Genomic DNA, 13,926 nt, shown 5'->3' with positions numbered 1-13,926 from the left:
GGTCACGAGCGGGGGCTCCTATCTTTTTAGTGCCCTCGGATTGGGTCATAGTGTCTGTCGGTGCCATAGCATCGGCGCTACCTTGGCTGTTGGAAATGATCCCAGACGTAGTCGCTGGGGACGTTCTTAAACGACTATGACCCCTTTGCACTAGTTTCTGTCGAGTCGGTGCTCTTTGCGGGTTGCCCGTATAATGGTTTGCGTATGAACCGCAACCAAGGAGTTCCAGTTTATGGACCAGAGCCTTTTTAAATTCGACCTGATCGCCGAGGACCCGACGACGCACGCGCGTGCCGGCGTACTGCACACCCCGCACGGCGATATCGAGACGCCAATCTTTATGCCCGTGGGCACCAAGGCAAACGTCAAGGGTATTCCTACCGAGACCGTCAAACAGCTCGGCGCCCAGATCGTGCTTGCCAACACCTATCACCTGTCCATGCGTCCCGGCGAGGACACCATTGCCGAGCTGGGCGGCCTGCACAAGTTTATGAACTGGCACGGCCCCATTCTTACCGATTCGGGCGGCTTCCAGGTGTTCAGCCACAACGACGCCGTCAAGCTCACCGACGAGGGCGTGCGCTTTATCGTCAACGACTACGACGGCCGCCACGTGTTCTGGACGCCCGAGGACAACATGGAAATCGCCATGAAGCTCGGCTCCGACATCTGCATGCAGCTCGACCAGTGCCCCGGCTATCCTGCCACACGCGCCTACGTCGAGCGCGCGGTGGAACTGTCGAGCATGTGGGCCGAGCGCTGCTATAAGGCGCATACCCGCGATGACCAGGCACTCTTTGGCATCGTCCAGGGCGGCATGCATCTGGACCTGCGCCTGCGCTCGCTGCGCCACCTGGAGGAGTGCGGCGACTTCCCCGGCTATGGCATCGGCGGCTACTCGGTGGGCGAGGACCACGAGACCATGTTCGAGACGCTGGCGCCGCTGGTTTCCGAGTACATGCCTAAGCACAAGCCGCGCTACCTCATGGGCGTCGGCAACCCTACCACGCTCGTGCGCGGCGTTGGCGTGGGCATCGACATGTTCGACTGCGTGCTGCCGACGCGCACCGGCCGCATGGGTACGGCGTTTTCCAGTGAGGGTCGCCTTAACTTCCGCAACGCGCGCTTTGCGCACGACGACGGCCCCATCGACCCCACCTGCACCTGCCCGGTGTGCACGGGCGGCTACAGCCGCGCGCTCATCCGCCACATGGTCACGCAGAAGGAGATGCTCGGCGGTATTCTGCTGTCGATGCACAATATCTACTACCTGCTCAACCTTATGCAGCGTGCCCGCCAGGCCATTATCGAGGGCCGCTACGGCGCGTTTGTGAGCGACTGGATGAACAGCCCTGCGGCGGTGGACTACTAAGAGCGGCGTGGGCGCTTGCAGAGCGCGTGCAACGGCAAAGGCCAAGCGGCGATCGGTCGTCGCGTTCGCCAACACTGTCTGCGCGACCGCTGACCGATGCCTTGCAAGCGCATAACGCATCGTGGGTACCATACCGAATAGTTGATGTTCGGGCGGGTGTTTGGCGCATGGCGTCGACCCCGCCCGTTTCTGTTTTCGATAGGAGTACCCATGATTAAGAATGAGAACGTCGAGGGCGAGCCCGCCTACGACGAGACGTACCGCCGTGGCCCCGTGGTCATGCGCGGCCCCATGATTCCTAAGGACAACACCTACGCCAACCTGCTGGCGCCCGAGGATTCGACCGACTGGTTGCACGCCGACCCCTGGCGCGTGCTGCGCATTCAGGCCGAGTTCGTCGATGGCTTTGGCGCGCTTGCTGAGCTTGGTCCTGCGGTGACCATCTTCGGTAGTGCCCGCACGCCTAAGACCGATCCGCTCTACAAGGCGGCGCGCACGGTCGGCCGCAAGATCGCCCAGCGCGGCGTGGCGGTTATCACCGGCGGCGGCCCTGGCATCATGGAAGCGGCCAACAGGGGAGCGGCGAGTGTCAACGGCAAGTCGGTCGGCTTGGGTATCGAGCTTCCGCACGAGCACGGGCTCAACAAATACGTGAACCTCGGCATGGACTTCCGTTACTTCTTTGTGCGCAAGACCATGTTCGTCAAATACAGCTCGGGTGCCATCGTGTTTCCCGGTGGTTTTGGCACGCTCGACGAGATGTTCGAGGTGCTCACGCTGGTGCAGACGCACAAGGTTAAGCGCATGCCGCTCGTGCTGGTAGGTAGCGAGTACTGGCGGGGCCTATTCGACTGGCTCAACGGCCCGGTGATGGATGCCGGTATGATCAGCCCGCTCGATCCCGAGCTCGTACACATCACCGACGACCTCAACGAAGCCGTCGACATTGCCCTGAGTGGGCTGATGTAGGGCGAGCGTGTCTGTCGTTGTAGTAATGAGAAGAGCATATTGATGCTATTTAACATCAGACTGCCATCTAAATTGGGTATACTGATGCAAAAGACGAGGGCGAGGAGGTCGCGTATGTCTACTGCAACGGTTAAGCCTACGACGGTTCGCATCGAAGAGGGGCTCAAGGAGCAGGCGACTGAGTTCTTGGATTCGGTCGGCCTCAGCCTCAATTCCTATCTCAATCTTGCCATTCGGCAGCTTGTAAATCAGCGAAAGATTCCTTTTGAGATTGTAGGAAGGGCGGAGGTGCCCAACGAGGCGACGAGGCGTGCCATGGTGATCGCCGAGGCTCATGAGTTGGGGATTTTGCCGGACGATAGCCCGTCATTCAATAACGCTGATGAGCTTATGTCATTCCTCGATGAGGAATAGCGATGTTCGAGATTAAAGTCGAGGCTCAATTTAAGGTGGACTACAAACGAACGATGCGCATGCATCCGCAGCTAAAAAGTGAGTTTAAAGCGGCGGTTGCAGAGCTTGTGGCTCATGGGTCACTTCCGGCGGAGTATGGCGCCCACGAGCTCTCAAACCCGGGCGGAAACTACAACGGCCACATCGATTTCCACCTATCCGATGGCTTGGTCGATGTGGTCGTTCTTTATCTTCCCCATAAGACTAACCCAATGATTAGGCTGGTGAGAATGGGCACTCATCAGGAGCTGTTTCAGGGTCCGCTGGGCTGATCGCCGATTTCCAAGTTGTGGTGGAATAGGGATTGATTGGCGGCTAATAAGCCAAAAACAGTCCCTATTCCACCGCAACTGATGTGGGCGTCCCTAGTGAGTTGGCTGGTAGCGGGGGCAGTAGCTGATGGCGATGGCGTCGATGCCTACATGGGTGGCGATGGTGCAGCCGATGGGGCCGGTGCCGGCGTCTACATAGTCTTGGCCTGCGAGCGCTTGGCTGACGAGCTCTTGCTCCTCGGCGGCGCCGGTCGTGAGCACGCGCACGCTTGAACCCGGATGCTCAGCCAAAAACGCGAGGCAGTCGGCCATGGTGTTGACGACGATGCGCTTGGCGCCGCGGCCCTTCTTGATGGCCTTGATCTCGCCCGATTTCCACTCCGGCGAAACGGCCAGGCGAATGTTGAGCATCTGCGTGAGCTGGCCGGCGAGCTTGGGCGCGCGGCCGTTCTTAACGAGGTTCTCGAGCGTGCGGGGAATCAGCAGCAGGTGGGCGTCGGGCAGCGTCGCGCGGATCTGCGCCTCGGTCTCGTCCAGGCTGCGGCCGTCCTCGCGCATGGCCAGCGCGTACTCCACCAGCAGGCCCTCGGCACCCGAGCCGGTGCGCGAGTCGATGCAGCGCACGTCGAGTTCGTGCGTTTCGGCCGTCAGGCTGGCGTTGGCATAGCAGGCGGACCACTCGCTGCACAGTGAGATAAAGATGGCACTATCATGGCCGTCGGCGAGCACGCGGTCAAAGAGTGCCTTGAACTCGCCGGCGCTCGGCTGCGAGGTGTGCGGCAGTTGCTCGGAGCCGGCCATGCGCGCGACGTATTCCTCGGCGGTAATCTGCACCTGGTCGAGCAGGTCCTCGCCCTCGATAATCACATGCAGCGGAATCACGTAAATGCCGAGCTCTTGAGCGTGGGCGGGGGAGATGTCCGACGTGGAGTCGGTTATGATGGCAAAAGACATAATTGCACCTTTCGTTGGGGCGCTTGCGCGCCGCCTTCTGAGAGCAGAGTGCGACAAGTATAGTAGAGTCGTTCCACATTACTAGGTTCAATTGTTGAATAGTCAACAGTTTGAAGTGTCGGTGTGGAAATCGTCAACTGGGGAAGAGGAATGCCGATGGAGGCGTTGGAGATAGGCAAACGGCCGGTCGTGTTGTTCGATTTTGACGGCACGGTGGCAGATACGGGCCGGGCAGTGATGACCTCGACGCGCAAGACGCTGGCTGCGCGCGGGTTTTCGGAGGCGCAGATGGGTGATCTGCGCCGTATGATCGGGCCGCCCCTGTGGAAGAGCTTTCACGACTTTTACGGCTTTTCCCGCGAGGAGTCGCTTGTGGTGGCCGACGAGTACCGCGCCTTTTTTGATGAGCTGGGGCCGGAGGAGTACCCCGTGTTCGATGGGGTCCCCGAGCTGCTGGATGGGTTGGCCGCCCAGGGCAAGCGTATGGCCGTGGCGACGTCTCGCATGGAGGCGAAGTGCATCGATATGGTTCATGAGCTGGGGCTTTGCCAGTTCGAAGCTGTGGTTGGCATGAATCCGCCGCAGGGACGCGAGACCAAGGCCGATTCGGTTCGCGATGCCCTGGCGGCGCTCGGCGCGACGGCCGACGATGCCGTGATGATCGGCGATCGCTTTAACGATGTGGAGGGCGCGCACGCGATGGGCGTGCCGTGCATCGGCATCTATTCGGGCGCGGCAGCGCCGGGGGAGCACGAGGCCGCGGGCGCCGATGCGGTGGTGCACTCGGTGGCCGAGCTTGCTAAACTTTTCGCTATCTAATAGACATAATGTGAGGGGCGGGCGTACCCGTCGCTCATTGGTAAGGAGGTCGTTCATGAATCAGGTGGAGCAGAGCGTTGCCGAGTATGTCGACGAGGTCTGGGAGGATGTCGTTGCCGATATCGAACAACTGGTGAGCTATCCGTCCGTGGCCGTTGCTGCCGATGCGGAGCCCGGTGCGCCGTTTGGCCGCCCGGTCCGTGACGCGCTCGATTGCGCGCTCGGCATTGCGCAAAAGCTCGGCTATCAGACGAGCGACGACGGGGGCTATGTGGGAATCGCCGATATCCCGGGTCGCGGCGACAAGCAGCTCGCGACTATCTGCCACGTGGACGTGGTTCCCGCTGGCCCCGGTTGGAACACCGACCCGTTTGCGATGGAGCGCCGCGAGGGCTGGCTGCTCGGTCGCGGCGTGATTGACGACAAGGGTCCGGCGGTGCTGTCGCTCTACGCCGGCGCTTATCTGCTCAAGCACGGCATTACCCCGCGCTATGCTTTCCGCGCGCTGCTGGGCTGCGATGAGGAAGTGGGCATGTCCGACGTTCACCATTATCTGGAGAACCACGCAGACCCCGACTTTTTGTTTACGCCCGATGCCGAGTTCCCGGTCTGCAATGCCGAGAAGGGCCAGTTTGGGGCGACGTTCGTGAGCTCCAAGATCGACGGCGGGCGCATCGTGTCGTGGAGCGGCGCCGAGGCGAGCAATGCCATTCCGTCGCAGTCCATCTGCGAGCTCGCGATTGCCGCCGATGAGCTGCCGGCGCCGGTCGAGAACGCCGATCGCCTTGAGATCACGACACTCGATAACGGGCATGCGCAGATTTTTGCCCACGGCATTGGCGGTCATGCCTCGATGCCTGAGGGCACTATCAACGCTGTCGGCCTGATCGTGGCGTATCTGCGCGAGGCCGAGGACGCGTTTGGCGCCCGTGACAAGCGCCTGTTGACGCCCGCCGAGCACGAGTTTGTCAAGTTTTTGGCCTTTGTGCATGCGGACGCCTATGGCCGCGGCCTGGGTATCGATGCGACGAGTCCGGCGTTTGGCCCGCTTACCTGCAACGCTGGCGTCATCCGCGTGGCGGATGGCCATATCGAGCAGGTCATCGACGTGCGCTTCCCCGACAGCACGAGTGCCGATACCATCCGCGAGCAGCTCGATCCGCTCGTGGGCCGTTTCGGCGTGACGTGCCAGCTGGGTCGCGCGAAGGTGCCGTTCTCGGTCTCTGCCGATGATCCGGCCGTGAAGGCGCTTATCGATACCTATAACGAGTTCACCGGCAAGTATGCTGAACCCTTTGCCATGGGCGGCGGCACGTACGCGCGCAACTTTGCCCGCGCCGTCTCGTTTGGCCCCGAGGAGACCGGCCTGGAGCTGCCCTCGTGGGGCGGCCAGATGCACGGCCCCAACGAGTGCGCCAACGAGGAACAGCTCAAGCAGGCGCTCAAGATCTATATTGTTGCGATCCTCCGTTTGAATGAATTAGAGCTTTAAGGTCTCGCGGTTTCCCAATCTAAGTTGCGGTGGAATAGTTCCTAGAATGGGCCATTTGATGGCCAAGCAGGAACTATTTCACCGCAACTTTGTTTTTATTGGTGTAAAAGGTGCGCCATGTTCGGCGCTGGATTGTTATCCGTTTGTAAAGGCTGGGCAGAGCTTGCGGTAAAGGTCTATCAATAGCCCGTAAGAAACCGCAGATAAGGCGGTCGTCGCCCGATCGAGGCCGTATCTTTCCAAACAGCAAAGCGGGCAGGGTGCCCGCGAGTCGCATGTATGAAAGGAAGATCATGCTCGATCAGGCTTATTCTCGTCGTCAGTTCCTCGGCCTCGCTGGTGGTCTTGCCAGCATCGTCGGTCTCGGTCTCGTTGGTTGCGGCGGCGCAGGCGCTTCCAACGCCGCCGACAAGGGCAGCGCCGCCGCTGCCGAGTCCGTCTCCGGCGAGGTGACCTACGACGGTGCCTCCTCGTTCCAAGCTCTCGTCGAGGCTGCTGCCGAGAAGTTCATGGACGCCAACCCCGACGTCTCCATTTCCGGTTCGGGTAACGGTTCGGGCAAGGGTCTGACCGCCGTCGCCGCTGGCACCGTCACCATCGGTAACTCCGACGTCTTCGCCGAGACCAAGCTCGAGGCCGACCAGGTCAAGAACCTCGTCGACCACGAGGTTGCCGTCGTGGGCATGGGTCCCGTCGTCTCCAAGAACGTGACGGTCGACGACCTGTCCCTCGAGCAGCTCAAGGGCATCTTCTCCGGCCAGATCACCAACTGGAAGGAGGTCGGCGGCGACGACGCCACCATCGTCGTCCTCAACCGCAAGGCCGGCTCCGGTACCCGCGCCACCTTCGAGGCTGCTGTCTTTGGCGACGAGACCGTCGACTTTAAGGGCGACGCCGAGCTCGACAAGTCCGGCGATGTCCAGACCCAGATAGCCAGCACCGACAACGCCATCTCCTACCTCGACTTCTCGCACTTCGACGACTCCAAGTTCAACGCCGTCAAGGTCGAGGGCGTCGAGCCCAAGAGCAAGAACGTCACCGACGACTCCTTCAAGATCTGGGCGACCGAGCACATGTACTGCGCAAAGGACGCAGACGAGGCTACCAAGGCCTTCCTGGAGTTCATGCTCTCCGACGACGTCCAGGGCAAGCTCGTCGAGGAGCAGGGCTTTATCCCCGTCTCTGCCATGAAGGTCGTCAAGGACGCCAGCGGCAAGGTCTCTGCTAAATAAGTAATCGCCCCCGGAAAGGTTTGCAATGGCAAAACAGCTGCCAAAGCGCGACCTTGAGAACGTGGGCCTGGGCGTCACGGGCGCGTGCGTAGCGCTCGTGACGCTTGTCGTTGCCGCGCTCATCTTTATGGTCGCCCAAAAGGGCCTCTCGGCTTTCGTTAAGGACGGCGTCTCGATCGTCGAGTTCTTCACCGGCACCAAGTGGGACCTGGCCAACACAGCCGAAAACGGCCTGCCCTACACCGGCGCCCTGCCCCTGATCGTCACCTCGTTTGCGGTCATGGTGCTCTCCACGCTCATCGCGCTGCCCATCGCCATCGGCTCTGCCATCTTTGCGGTTGAGATCCAGCCTAAGTTTGGTTCCAAGGTCTTTCAGCCGCTTATTGAGCTTTTGACTGGTATTCCTTCGGTCGTCTTTGGTCTGATCGGTTTTCACGTGGTCGTCGGCCTTATGAAGAGCGTTTTCCACGTAAGCACGGGCTTGGGCATCTTGCCCGGCGCCATCGTGCTGGCCGTCATGATCCTGCCGACGATGACCACGCTTTCGGTCGATGGACTGCGCGCCGTGCCCGATAGTTACCGTCAGGGCTCGCTCGCGCTGGGCTACACCCGCTGGCAGACCATCTGGCACGTGGTGCTCAAGTCCGCCATGCCGTCGCTCATGACTGCGGTCATCCTTGGCATGACGCGTGCCTTTGGCGAGACGCTCGCCGTGCGCATGGTTATCGGCGGCATCGAGGCCATGCCGACGTCGCTGCTGTCGCCGGCGTCCACCATCACCACCACGCTCACCACGTCCATGGCGGTCTATGCCGAGGGCTCGGCCCAGGACGATGTTCTGTGGGCACTCGGCCTGCTGCTGATGGGCATGAGCCTCATCTTCATCCTGATCATCCACCTTATCGGCCGCAAGGGGGCGAAGGCTCGTGGCTAGCACGCGTATCCACATCGACGAGGCGAGGCTCGGGCGTGTCCAAAAGCAGGACCGCTTCGCCACGGGCGTGTTGACGGCGATCGTCGCCATCGTCATGCTCATCGTCGTCTCCATGGTGGCCTATATCCTGTTCGAGGGCATCTCGACGCTGTTCCAGCCGGGCTTTCTCACGGAGCCGTCGCGCGCCAACGGAACGCAGGGCGGCGTGCTCTACCAGCTGTTCGACTCGTTCTACCTGCTGCTGATCACTCTAGTCATCTCGGTGCCCATCAGCCTGGGCGGAGCGGTCTTCCTGGCTGAGTACGCGCCGAACGGCCCTATCCGCGACATCGCCTCCACCGCCATCGAGACGCTGTCCTCGCTGCCTTCCATCGTCGTCGGCATGTTCGGATTTCTGGTGTTCTCGGTGCAGCTGGGCTGGAAGTACTCCATCATCTCCGGCGCTGTCGCGCTCACCATGTTCAACATCCCCATCCTGGTGCGCGTGATCCAACAGGCGCTCGAGGACGTGCCGCAGGCCCAGCGCGATGCGTGCCTGGCTATGGGCCTCACCCGCTGGGAGGCCACGCTGCACATCCTGATCCCCGAGGCCATGCCCGCTATCGTGACCGGCATCGTGCTTTCGGCTGGCCGCGTGTTTGGCGAGGCCGCGGCGCTGCTCTTTACCTCGGGCATGAGCTCGCCGGTTCGCCTGAACTTCTTGAGCTTTAACCTGTCGAGCCCTACCTGCGCCTGGAACGTGTTCCGCCCCGGCGAGTCGCTCGCCGTGCATATCTACAAGATCTATGGCGAGGGCAGCCCCGAGGCCCAGCAGATCGTCTGGGGCACCGCTGCACTGCTGATGATTTGCGTGCTGCTGTTTAACGTAATCGCCCGTATCGTGGGCAAGCAACTGGCAAGGAAGATGACGGCTGAATGAGCGAGATGAATGTAACGCCCGCAACCGAAGCGGCATCGTCCGAGACCCAGGACTTCCTGTCGAGTGTGGGGGAGAGCGAGAAGCGCGTGCGCGTGAGCGGCAAGGCCGTGAGCGACGAGGTCGTGCTCTCCACCAAGGACGTCAACGTGTACTATAGCGACCACCATGCGCTGCACGATACGTCGCTCGACTTTCATAAGGGCGAGATCACGGCGCTCATCGGGCCTTCGGGCTGCGGTAAGTCGACCTTCTTGCGTAGCCTCAACCTGATGAATCGCGAGATTCGCGGCTGCCGCGTGGAGGGCGAGATCAACTACCGCGGGCGCAACGTGAACACCAGGACCGAGAATACGTACGAGTTGCGCCGTTCCATTGGCATGGTGTTCCAGCAGCCCAACCCGTTCCGCAAGTCCATTCGCGACAACATCACGTTTGCGCCTAGGCGCCACGGCATCACCGACCGTGACGAGCTCGACCGCATGGTCGAGGAGAGTCTGCGCGGCGCGGCGCTGTGGGACGAGGTCAAGGACAAGCTCGACAAGAGCGCCTATGCGCTTTCGGGTGGTCAACAGCAGCGCCTGTGCATCGCGCGCACGCTGGCGCTCAACCCCGACGTGATCTTGTTCGACGAGCCCTGCTCGGCGCTCGACCCCATCTCGACGCTGGCGATCGAGGACCTCATGTCGTCGATCGTTGCCGACCGCGCCATCGTCATCGTGACGCACAACATGGAGCAGGCGTCGCGTGTGTCCAACCGCACGGCGTTCTTCTACATGGGCGATATGGTCGAGTACGACGAGACTGACGAGATTTTCCAACGGCCCAAGGATAAGCGGCTGAATGATTACCTCACCGGCATGTTCTCCTAGTCCGGGACATGCTTGAGGCCCGCGGCGGCCACGGTTGCCACGGGACTGATTGGAGAGGCGGGTCATCTCTTTTGCGAGATGGCCTGCCTTTTTGTGTCGCGTGCGGCCCGCCTTTTCGCTGCTATCATGGACAACGTTGAATTTCTACGAAGGAGCAGGGCACATGGCGATTCTTTTGGGATGCGATTCCGTCAGCCTAGAGTTTCCCACCAAGCATATTTTCGATAGCGTGACGCTCGGCGTGGGCGAGGGTGACCGCATTGGTATTGTCGGTAAAAACGGCGACGGCAAGTCGACGCTGCTGAGCGTGCTCGCCGGCACGCTGGAGCCCGATGACGGGCGCGTGACGCACCGCCGCGACACGACGATTGGATTGCTCGGCCAAAAGGATAACCTGGTCGATACCGACACCGTGCATCATGCCGTCGTCGGTGACACGCCCGAATACGAGTGGGCCTCGAGCCCGCGTACGCGCCAGATTCTGGCCGGCCTTATTAGCGATGTGCCCTGGGAGGGCACGGTGGGCGAGCTTTCGGGCGGCCAGCGCCGTCGCGTGGACCTCGCGCGTCTGCTGATCGGCGACTATGACGTGCTCATGCTCGACGAGCCCACCAACCACCTGGACATGCGCACCATCAACTGGCTCGCGCGTCACTTAAAGGCCCGCTGGCAGCGCGGCCAGGGCGCCATGCTCGTGGTCACGCACGACCGCTGGTTCTTGGACGAGGTCTGCACCAGTATGTGGGAGGTCCACGACGGCCAGGTCGATCCCTTCGAGGGCGGTTACTCCGCATATATCCTGCAGCGCGTGGAGCGCGACCGCATGGCCGCCGTCACCGAGGAGCGTCGTCGCAACATGGCACGCAAGGAACTCGCGTGGCTGAGCCGCGGTGCCCAGGCGCGCTCCACCAAGCCCAAGTTTCGCGTGGATGCCGCCCGCGAGCTCATCGCCGACGTGCCTCCCGTGCGTGACGAGCTGGAGCTCAAGCGCCTAGCCGTGAGCCGCCTGGGCAAGCAGGTTATCGATGTGGTCGACGTGGACGCTGGCTATGCGGATACCGATGGCGCGCCCAAGCAGGTGCTCTCTGACGTGACCTGGCTCATTGGTGCGGGCGACCGCTATGGCCTGCTGGGCGAGAACGGCGCCGGCAAGTCCACACTGCTTGACGTGATCCAGGGTAAAATTGCGCCCACGCGCGGCCGCGTGAAGATTGGCCAGACGGTACGCTTTGGCGTGCTGTCGCAGCAGCTCGAGGAGCTCGAGCCCTACATGGGCGACACGATCCGCGAGGTGCTCAGCAACTATAAGAAGTACTACGTCATCGACGGCAAGGAGACTTCGCCCGAGAAGCTCTGCGAGCGTCTGGGCTTTACGACGCAGCAGCTCTGGAGTCGCATCGGCGATCTTTCGGGCGGCCAGCGCCGTCGCCTGTCGCTGCTACTGACAATCCTGGACGAGCCCAATGTGCTCATCCTGGACGAGCCCGGCAACGACCTGGATACCGACATGCTCGCGATTGTCGAGGATCTGCTGGACGGTTGGCCCGGCACGCTGATCCTGGTGACGCACGACCGCTTCTTGATGGAGCGCGTGACCGACCAGCAGTGGGCGCTGCTCGACGGCCACCTGACGCATATGCCCGGCGGCGTGGACCAGTACCTGCGCCTGTGCAACGCCACCGCCGAGGGCGAGCCCGTGGGTGCGCCGAGCGCCAAGACCGGCACGTTCGACACCGGTGCCGCGGTAGCTGCGGCCGAAAAGCCCAAGTCGAGCGGTCAGCCCAACGGCCTGTCCAACGCCGAGCGCCAGAAGCTCCGCCGCGAGGTGAGCTCGCTCGAGCGCAAGATGGAAACGCAGCGCGCCCGCGTGGAGGAGGCCGAGGCCGCGATGGCCCAAGTCGATCCCACCAACTACACGGCGCTCGGCGAGCAGCAGGCAAAGATCGACGAGGCTCACGCTGCCATGGACGAGCTGGAGATGGCGTGGCTCGAGGCAAGCGAAAAGCTCGAGGGCGAGGAGTAGGCGAGAATGATCAAAGCCGCGTTTTTCGATATCGACGGTACGCTGCTGAGCTTTAAGACCCACCGGATTCCGGCGTCGGCGCAGCAGGTGCTCGACAGCTTTCGCGAGCAGGGGATTGCGTGCGTGATCGCCACGGGCCGTCCGACCTACCAGATGCCGGATTGGCTGCTCGATCTTGGTTGGGATGCGTACATTACGCTTTCGGGCCAGCACTGTTTTGATGCCAAGGGCGTCTACCGCAGCTGCCCGATTGATCCGGACGACGTTGCGGTGATTGTGGACCAGGTGGCGCAGGGGTGCTATGACTCGCTGTGTATGCAGGGCGAGAACTCGTTTGTGAACCGCCTGTCCGAGCGCGTGGTGACGGCCGGCAGCAACGCGGGAATCGTTTACCACGAGGAGCCGTTTGAGCACGCCTTTGACGCGCCGGTCTACCAGTTTTGCGCCTTTGTGGACCCTGCCGACGAGCATATCGTGACCGACGCGGTGTCGCATTCGCTCACTACGCGCTGGTGCGATCTGTTCTGCGACATTATCCCCGCTAACGGCGGTAAGGACCTGGGTGTTGCGGCGACGCTGGAGCGCCTAGGCATCGACGCGAGCGAGGCGATTGCCTTTGGCGATGGCGAGAACGACCTGTCGATGTTTTCCGCCGTGGGCACGAGCGTGGCCATGGGCAATGCGCAGGATACCGTGAAGGCCGCGGCGACCTACGTAACGACCGCCGTGGACGACGACGGCATCTACAACGCCGCGAAGCACTTTGGACTCGTGTAGCTGCGACCCGGCACTTAGGGACGTTCCTTATCTGCCGGCAGCTGGGGACACTCCTTGCGGGGCGTCCCCATTTTGTTTTCGTCCCGCACGTTTTGTGAAACACGGCTAACTTTTAGACAAAGTAGTAAGACATGGGCAACTTTTGCGGTAAAGTTAGCCGTGGAAAGTATCCAAAGGCTAACTAGCAATCATCGCGAAAGGCGGCCCATGGCCCTGCGTGAATCCGGAGAAGACTATCTCGAATCGATCTACGTTCTGTCGGAACGTCAGGGCATCGTGCGCTCGATCGACGTTGCGGAGTACCTCGGCGTAACCAAGGCGAGCGTCTCTAAAGCCATGGCGACGCTGGAGAACAGCGGCTATGTCGAAATGGGCAAGCGCGACGTTCATCTGACGGAGCGTGGTCTGGAGGTCGCTCGCCAAATGTGGAAGCGTCACTGCTTTTTCGTGGGGCTGCTGGAGGATGCGGGTGTTTCGGCTGAGGTCGCGTCGCAAGAGGGCTGCCACATGGAGCACTGCCTGAGCGAGGCAAGCTTCGAGAAGCTACGGGCGATGTTGGGCCGGGAAGATGTAGCGGGTCCAACAACAGAAGCCTAACTGTCCCACGGTAGCGCAGAGTTCACGCAAAGCGCGAACCAGCGACTGGGACCAGCGGCCCTTTCGGCCAAGTCCATTTCAGCAAAGGAACCCCGCTAGCAAGCGATGCCTAAGAACCGCCAGCAACGTTACTGCAGGCCGGGACCGGGCTTGGTTTTGAAAACACTCCGCACTGATATCTTCTGTATTGAAGACGTCGATGATGCACCCGTATACCATTGACGTCGACACCATCAGATGCGGA

General features: G+C 61.6%; 14 protein-coding genes. 13 read left to right on the top strand and 1 reads right to left on the bottom strand.

Going from position 1 to position 13,926, the window contains the following annotated elements; genetic code table 11:
• Positions 1–232 precede the first annotated feature (232 nt).
• The 4 genes from tgt to AB5405_RS08430 all read left to right on the top strand — a co-directional run bounded on the left by tgt (position 233) and on the right by AB5405_RS08430 (position 3,066).
• Complete coding sequence (tgt, locus tag AB5405_RS08445; RefSeq protein WP_055285790.1) at positions 233–1,372, top strand: tRNA guanosine(34) transglycosylase Tgt; 1,140 nt, start codon at positions 233–235, stop codon at positions 1,370–1,372.
• 210 nt (positions 1,373–1,582) lie between these two features.
• Positions 1,583–2,341 (top strand): TIGR00730 family Rossman fold protein, encoded by a 759-nt coding sequence (locus AB5405_RS08440; RefSeq protein ID WP_368138175.1) that lies wholly within the window; start codon positions 1,583–1,585, stop codon positions 2,339–2,341.
• A gap of 114 nt (positions 2,342–2,455) precedes the next feature.
• Positions 2,456–2,755, top strand: coding sequence for a type II toxin-antitoxin system RelB/DinJ family antitoxin (locus AB5405_RS08435; protein WP_368138174.1), 300 nt, complete (start codon positions 2,456–2,458; stop codon positions 2,753–2,755).
• 2 nt (positions 2,756–2,757) lie between these two features.
• Positions 2,758–3,066, top strand: coding sequence for a type II toxin-antitoxin system RelE/ParE family toxin (locus AB5405_RS08430; RefSeq protein WP_035137310.1), 309 nt, complete (start codon positions 2,758–2,760; stop codon positions 3,064–3,066).
• A gap of 93 nt (positions 3,067–3,159) precedes the next feature.
• Here the strand turns inward: AB5405_RS08430 and AB5405_RS08425 are convergent, their stop codons facing one another.
• The gene (locus tag AB5405_RS08425) at positions 3,160–4,020 is read right to left on the bottom strand and encodes a DegV family protein (RefSeq protein ID WP_195502727.1); all 861 of its coding nucleotides are present in this window, start codon (positions 4,018–4,020) and stop codon (positions 3,160–3,162) included.
• 123 nt (positions 4,021–4,143) lie between these two features.
• Between AB5405_RS08425 and AB5405_RS08420 the strand changes: the two genes are divergently transcribed.
• The 9 genes from AB5405_RS08420 to AB5405_RS08380 all read left to right on the top strand — a co-directional run bounded on the left by AB5405_RS08420 (position 4,144) and on the right by AB5405_RS08380 (position 13,682).
• On the top strand, positions 4,144–4,839 hold the full coding sequence (locus AB5405_RS08420; RefSeq protein WP_271740385.1) for an HAD hydrolase-like protein: 696 nt from the start codon (positions 4,144–4,146) through the stop codon (positions 4,837–4,839).
• A gap of 55 nt (positions 4,840–4,894) precedes the next feature.
• Positions 4,895–6,331: a M20 family metallopeptidase gene (locus AB5405_RS08415; protein ID WP_368138173.1), complete on the top strand. Its 1,437-nt coding sequence runs from the start codon at positions 4,895–4,897 to the stop codon at positions 6,329–6,331.
• Positions 6,332–6,624: 293 nt separating this feature from the next.
• Positions 6,625–7,563, top strand: a complete 939-nt coding sequence (locus AB5405_RS08410; RefSeq protein WP_368138172.1) for a phosphate ABC transporter substrate-binding protein — start codon at positions 6,625–6,627, stop codon at positions 7,561–7,563.
• Positions 7,564–7,588: 25 nt separating this feature from the next.
• A complete protein-coding gene (gene pstC / locus AB5405_RS08405) occupies positions 7,589–8,497 on the top strand; it encodes a phosphate ABC transporter permease subunit PstC (RefSeq protein WP_117759691.1) in 909 nt (302 codons plus the stop codon).
• Positions 8,490–9,416 (top strand): phosphate ABC transporter permease PstA, encoded by a 927-nt coding sequence (pstA, locus tag AB5405_RS08400; protein ID WP_368138171.1) that lies wholly within the window; start codon positions 8,490–8,492, stop codon positions 9,414–9,416. Before pstC ends, pstA begins: the two co-directional genes overlap by 8 nt.
• Positions 9,413–10,285 carry a phosphate ABC transporter ATP-binding protein PstB gene (gene pstB, locus AB5405_RS08395; RefSeq protein WP_368138170.1) on the top strand — a complete coding sequence of 291 codons (873 nt, stop codon included), beginning with the start codon at positions 9,413–9,415 and terminating at the stop codon, positions 10,283–10,285. The genes pstA and pstB overlap by 4 nt, the downstream gene beginning before the upstream one ends.
• 163 nt (positions 10,286–10,448) lie before the next feature.
• A complete protein-coding gene (locus AB5405_RS08390) occupies positions 10,449–12,308 on the top strand; it encodes an ABC-F family ATP-binding cassette domain-containing protein (RefSeq protein WP_368138169.1) in 1,860 nt (619 codons plus the stop codon).
• A gap of 6 nt (positions 12,309–12,314) precedes the next feature.
• Entirely contained in the window at positions 12,315–13,085 is a 771-nt protein-coding gene (locus tag AB5405_RS08385) for a Cof-type HAD-IIB family hydrolase (RefSeq protein WP_368138168.1), read from the top strand.
• Positions 13,086–13,292: 207 nt separating this feature from the next.
• Positions 13,293–13,682 (top strand): metal-dependent transcriptional regulator, encoded by a 390-nt coding sequence (locus AB5405_RS08380; protein ID WP_368138167.1) that lies wholly within the window; start codon positions 13,293–13,295, stop codon positions 13,680–13,682.
• Positions 13,683–13,926 lie beyond the last annotated feature (244 nt).

Origin of the sequence: Collinsella aerofaciens (genome assembly GCF_040920445.1) — a bacterium.
Classification (GTDB): domain Bacteria; phylum Actinomycetota; class Coriobacteriia; order Coriobacteriales; family Coriobacteriaceae; genus Collinsella; species Collinsella aerofaciens_BH.
The sequence above is the reverse complement of the archived record's forward strand: the minus strand, read 5'-3'. Positions and strand labels throughout refer to the sequence as shown.

What these genes read in the sequence shown, in the direction of transcription:
- tgt (WP_055285790.1), top strand. Translation starts at nt 233, where the DNA reads ATGGACCAGAGCCTTTTTAAATTCGACCTGATCGCCGAGGACCCGACG.
- AB5405_RS08440 (WP_368138175.1), top strand. Translation starts at nt 1,583, where the DNA reads ATGATTAAGAATGAGAACGTCGAGGGCGAGCCCGCCTACGACGAGACG.
- AB5405_RS08435 (WP_368138174.1), top strand. Translation starts at nt 2,456, where the DNA reads ATGTCTACTGCAACGGTTAAGCCTACGACGGTTCGCATCGAAGAGGGG.
- AB5405_RS08430 (WP_035137310.1), top strand. Translation starts at nt 2,758, where the DNA reads ATGTTCGAGATTAAAGTCGAGGCTCAATTTAAGGTGGACTACAAACGA.
- AB5405_RS08425 (WP_195502727.1), bottom strand. Translation starts at nt 4,020, where the DNA reads ATGTCTTTTGCCATCATAACCGACTCCACGTCGGACATCTCCCCCGCC.
- AB5405_RS08415 (WP_368138173.1), top strand. Translation starts at nt 4,895, where the DNA reads ATGAATCAGGTGGAGCAGAGCGTTGCCGAGTATGTCGACGAGGTCTGG.
- AB5405_RS08410 (WP_368138172.1), top strand. Translation starts at nt 6,625, where the DNA reads ATGCTCGATCAGGCTTATTCTCGTCGTCAGTTCCTCGGCCTCGCTGGT.
- pstC (WP_117759691.1), top strand. Translation starts at nt 7,589, where the DNA reads ATGGCAAAACAGCTGCCAAAGCGCGACCTTGAGAACGTGGGCCTGGGC.
- pstB (WP_368138170.1), top strand. Translation starts at nt 9,413, where the DNA reads ATGAGCGAGATGAATGTAACGCCCGCAACCGAAGCGGCATCGTCCGAG.
- AB5405_RS08390 (WP_368138169.1), top strand. Translation starts at nt 10,449, where the DNA reads ATGGCGATTCTTTTGGGATGCGATTCCGTCAGCCTAGAGTTTCCCACC.
- AB5405_RS08385 (WP_368138168.1), top strand. Translation starts at nt 12,315, where the DNA reads ATGATCAAAGCCGCGTTTTTCGATATCGACGGTACGCTGCTGAGCTTT.
- AB5405_RS08380 (WP_368138167.1), top strand. Translation starts at nt 13,293, where the DNA reads ATGGCCCTGCGTGAATCCGGAGAAGACTATCTCGAATCGATCTACGTT.